We start from the raw sequence: 3,981 nt of genomic DNA, 5'->3' as shown, positions 1-3,981 counted from the left end.
AGCTGGCCATGCCTGCGATCGTGGCCGGGTGCTGACCGAAGTTGCGGCTCAGCCACACCGGTCGGACCCACTCGTAAGCGTCGTTGGCCTCTCGGATGACGCGGTCAGAGTGGTCCGGTCCGCAGTCGTGGACCAAGATCAGCTCGGTGACTTCGAAGGTGTGCCCGGCAGGCGTGCTCTGCGCCTCGGTGAGCAGGGCAATCTCCTCGAGGAGGCTCGGCAGGTGCGCGCTACCCCGGTACACGGGGATAACGATCGAGACGGTGTGGAGCGAGGTCACAGCATGGCCTTCAGGTTGTGAGGTCAAGTCACGCAATCATAAGGCTGACGGCGCACGGGCAGGTGTCACCGCCCGGCATTCCCACGCACTAGCCTCGAAGTTTCATCGGTTGGCGGGGTGACACGGGTCTGAACGCATGGAAGTGCCTGTCATATCGGGAAGAATTGTGAGTAACGAATCCGCAATTCAGCCCGAGTGAAAGGCACTCCGTAGCTAAGGAACATCCCGACTGGCCACCGTGTCCATGTTGCTGCCGCAGCGAGTCGCTGATCTCGTCGTCGGGTCTGTGGTTGCTGGCCCAGACCGCCGCGGTCAGTGGCCTGTCTGATGCGTTGTCGGCTGGGTTGTCGCGTTGGCGCAAACCGGCCACGGTCCATGACCTGGGCAAGGTCGCGCTGGACCTGGTGCTTGCGATCGCGGCCGGTGGTGACTGCTTGGCCGACGTGTCGCTGATCTGGGCCCAGCCCGAACTGTTCGGGCCCGTGGCGACCGTCCCGACGGTCAGCCGCCTCATCGACGTCCTGGGCGCCGACCCGGCTGGTGCGGTTGCCGCGATCAGATCCGCGCGTGCATCAGCGGGCCGGGGTCTGGGGCCACCGCGACCCGTTCACCGACTCTAATGCTCGGTGGTTGTGGAGCTGGACGCCACGTTGATCGGCGCGCACAGCGAGAAGTAGCGGGCGTCACCGAACTACAAACTGGCGCCGGGGTCCAGGCGTTCGTCCACCACATCCACAACCTGGGCTTGCAGTACTCGGTTGGCGTCTCTGGTCGCCAACCGGTCCTCGACGCATTGGCCAAGCTGCCGCGGCAGGCATACAAGCGATGGCCATGGACCGACTGATCCTGACCGGCCACAAGCGGCACGCAGAAATCACCTGACCACCCACCACACACCTACGACCCAAGGACCCGGAGCACCGGCGAGAACGCAGCGCCGGGATCACCGCCTGCCCAGACACTGAAAGTTTCCGACCGGAAACCAAAGCCCCTCCCGACGCCAGTCACCACCTCAGCAACCAGCCCAAAGAAAGATCGAGGCTAGCCTGTCCCCATGACTGCAACCGGCCACGGCGGATCCGCTTCGCTTGCTGAGAACGACTACTGGTGGTATCGCGCCAGGACCACTCTCCTGAAGACCGTCCTGGCCGATCGCATCGGGCATCCGCAGCGCGTGCTGGACGTCGGCAGTGCGGATGGTCCCAGCGTCGGATGGCTCCACGACCATGAGGGACTACACGTCCCCCTCGACATCGATCTGCGGGGACTCACGGCCGGCGGTGTGTGCGGCTCGGCCGTCAACCTGCCCTTCGCCGACGACAGCTTCGACGTCGTGGGCGCTTTCGACGTCGTCGAGCACTGCGAATCCGAAGCCGTCGCCCTGGCGGAGCTGGCGCGCGTCCTCAAGCCGGGCGGGACCGTGATGGTGTCGGTACCCGCTTACCAGTGGGCCTGGTCCTCGTTCGACGATGCCAACGGTCACCATCGCCGCTACACCCGCAAGCGTGCCGTCGGCGCCGTGGAAGCGGCCGGGCTTCGGGTTGATCGTGCGACCTATGCCTTTGCGGCGGTCTTCCCCTTCTTTGCCATCCAACGCGTGGCAACTCGCATTGTCGAAAGAGTCCAGCGACGCGACTCGTCCGCGCCGGCCGACGTGGTTGAGCTGCCTTCCGTGTCCCCGAGCCTGTCGAGACTGCTGCTCAGGTTGTGCCGGATGGACGAACGGCTGCTGCGACGCACGAACCTACCCTTCGGGTCGTCCGTCGTACTGGCCGCGTCCAAGCCAGAAGCTGCGCTTTGATCGGAGCCGGACGCGCCGATGCTGACCCGTGCTGCCTCCCCCTATGAGGAGCATCCGTCCAGATGAAGGCGCCCACGGGGTGTGCAGATCTTGACGTCGTCGGCGTCGCGGCAGAAGAACGCGGGGCTCAAGATGATGATGGACGAATAGGCGGAGACTGCCAAGTTCCGGGAGAGGCTTGGGTTGTGCCAACGGGATCTTGCCCAGGTCCGGCGTCAGCAGGAGGAGACCGCCCAGTCGACATCGTCCAACGACTCGGCCACCGTGAAGCTGACCACGCGGCTCTCCCAGCGCCGGACGACGACTCGTCATGTTCCTGCCCACCGTCCGGGACGGGCAGGGCGACTCGCAGTACCAGTTCGACGGGTCCGAGCTGGAGTGGCTCACAGCTTGGGCGCAGCGCCATGGAGCGGTCGGCGGCGTGCGCGAGCACATGGCCGATCGCGCACGAACCTATTCGCGCGCACTGATCCCGCTCGGTGCCATCGACCTGTCATCGCGTCACTATCCCGATCTGGAGATCCTTTACCGCGCCGCGGATGCGCTCACCAGCGACTAATCCAGCTGCCTGGTGGACTTCCTCATGAGGGCAAGCCCGTCATGAGCTTCGCGTACGATTACGACCGGTACAACAACGCCGAACGCGGCCTGTTCTGCGAGCTTGACCGTGTTCTTCCCGGACCCGTGTGTCGAACATTCGACGAGTTCGATGGTGCGTTGGACGGCGTCTTCGATAAGAGAACCGTCGAGCAGACGGCGGAGTACGACTGGAAACGGAAGATCTTCTTCGACCACCTCGACGACCAGGCGTCGTGGCGTGTGGTCAAGCGGGTCAAGCGGGTCAAGCGGGTCAAGGAGCTCTACCTCGACGACGAGGGCAGCTGACGTCCACACCAGCTGACGAGGACGGACGTTCTCATACCGGGGCTGCGTGCCTGGGCCAGCGCTTGACGCTGTAGGCCAGCAGGCCCCAGGCGGCGATCGCCGAGGACCACAGGCCGAGGGCAACGCCCCAGCCGTGGGCCGGGAGATCGGGCCCGAAACCGACCCCGAGCACCGAGAACTCGGGGATCTCCGGGCTCATGGACCAGATGACGCCGAGAGCGAAGAGCCAGAGCCCGCCGAGGAAGCTGACCACGATCCGCGGCACCGTGGCCACCCCGAACCGGGCCGCGTCGATCGCTCGGCGCTCGAGCGGGTCGAGGATCTTCTGGGCCCAGACGTGGTCGCGGGCAAGCAACGACACACCCGCCACCAGCACCAGCGTCCCGGGACCAGGGGCAGGAATCAGGATCACTCCGACGACCACCAACACCCAGCCCAGGGCCTGTCGGCCGGTGCGCTGAAACCGTGTCGCGATTGCGGTGCCGGCGCCCATGGTGCAAGCATGCCACCTGCCCTGATCTGAGATGGCGAAACACCCTGTCCAGCGGTTCAATGGTCGGTGTGAACAAAGCAGCCGCGCTCCTAGGACTCGTCGAGGACACCCTCGGTCTCACCCTTCCGATTCGCCTGCGCGCGTGGGACGGCAGCGAGGCCGGCGTGCCCGGCGCACCGGTCGTCGTCATCCGCGACAAGCGCGCGCTGCGCCACATCATCTGGAAGCCGGGCGAGCTCGGGGTCGCTCGGGCGTACGTGCAGGGCGACCTCGACGTCGAGGGCGACCTCGGTGACGGCTTCCGCGTCATGTGGGCTGCCGTGCGGGATGCACGCGCCGCCGAGGGCAGCGCCGGACGACCGAGGATCGGCCCCAGGCAGGTGCTGAAGGGCGCGGCGCTGGCCGTACGCCTGGGCGCCCTCGGACGTCGACCCCCGGCTCCCGCTGCCGAGTCGAACCTCACCGGTGAGCTGCACAGCAAGGAGCGCGACCGAGCCGCGATCTCGCACCACTACGACCTGT

6 protein-coding genes and 1 pseudogene are annotated in these 3,981 nt (G+C 66.2%); 5 read left to right on the top strand and 2 right to left on the bottom strand.

The window, feature by feature from the left end; genetic code table 11:
- Window positions 1-280, bottom strand: a 280-nt coding sequence (locus H7290_RS02085) for a glycosyltransferase (protein ID WP_290512359.1), incomplete at its 3' end; no start/stop codon positions are given.
- Between the two features lie 266 nt (window positions 281-546).
- Here H7290_RS02085 and H7290_RS02080 point away from each other — a divergent pair.
- The 4 genes from H7290_RS02080 to H7290_RS02065 all read left to right on the top strand — a co-directional run bounded on the left by H7290_RS02080 (window position 547) and on the right by H7290_RS02065 (window position 2,966).
- Window positions 547-900: a transposase gene (locus tag H7290_RS02080; RefSeq protein WP_366927586.1), complete on the top strand. Its 354-nt coding sequence runs from the start codon at window positions 547-549 to the stop codon at window positions 898-900.
- 434 nt (window positions 901-1,334) lie between these two features.
- Window positions 1,335-2,081: a bifunctional 2-polyprenyl-6-hydroxyphenol methylase/3-demethylubiquinol 3-O-methyltransferase UbiG gene (locus tag H7290_RS02075; RefSeq protein ID WP_290512358.1), complete on the top strand. Its 747-nt coding sequence runs from the start codon at window positions 1,335-1,337 to the stop codon at window positions 2,079-2,081.
- A 310-nt stretch (window positions 2,082-2,391) separates the two neighbouring features.
- Complete coding sequence (locus tag H7290_RS02070) at window positions 2,392-2,640, top strand: hypothetical protein (RefSeq protein WP_290512357.1); 249 nt, start codon at window positions 2,392-2,394, stop codon at window positions 2,638-2,640.
- A 41-nt stretch (window positions 2,641-2,681) separates the two neighbouring features.
- Window positions 2,682-2,966 (top strand): CDP-glycerol glycerophosphotransferase family protein, encoded by a 285-nt coding sequence (locus tag H7290_RS02065; protein ID WP_290512356.1) that lies wholly within the window; start codon window positions 2,682-2,684, stop codon window positions 2,964-2,966.
- Window positions 2,967-2,997: 31 nt separating this feature from the next.
- On the opposite strand, the gene H7290_RS02060 is transcribed toward H7290_RS02065, so the two are convergent.
- Window positions 2,998-3,459 carry a PGPGW domain-containing protein gene (locus H7290_RS02060; RefSeq protein WP_290512355.1) on the bottom strand — a complete coding sequence of 154 codons (462 nt, stop codon included), beginning with the start codon at window positions 3,457-3,459 and terminating at the stop codon, window positions 2,998-3,000.
- 68 nt (window positions 3,460-3,527) lie between these two features.
- Between H7290_RS02060 and H7290_RS02055 the strand changes: the two are divergent.
- A pseudogene (locus H7290_RS02055) lies at window positions 3,528-3,981 on the top strand (SAM-dependent methyltransferase); the annotation flags it as partial.

Source organism: Aeromicrobium sp. (assembly GCF_014378035.1).
Lineage (GTDB): Bacteria > Actinomycetota > Actinomycetes > Propionibacteriales > Nocardioidaceae > Aeromicrobium.
This window is presented reverse-complemented; position numbering and strand designations above follow the sequence as displayed.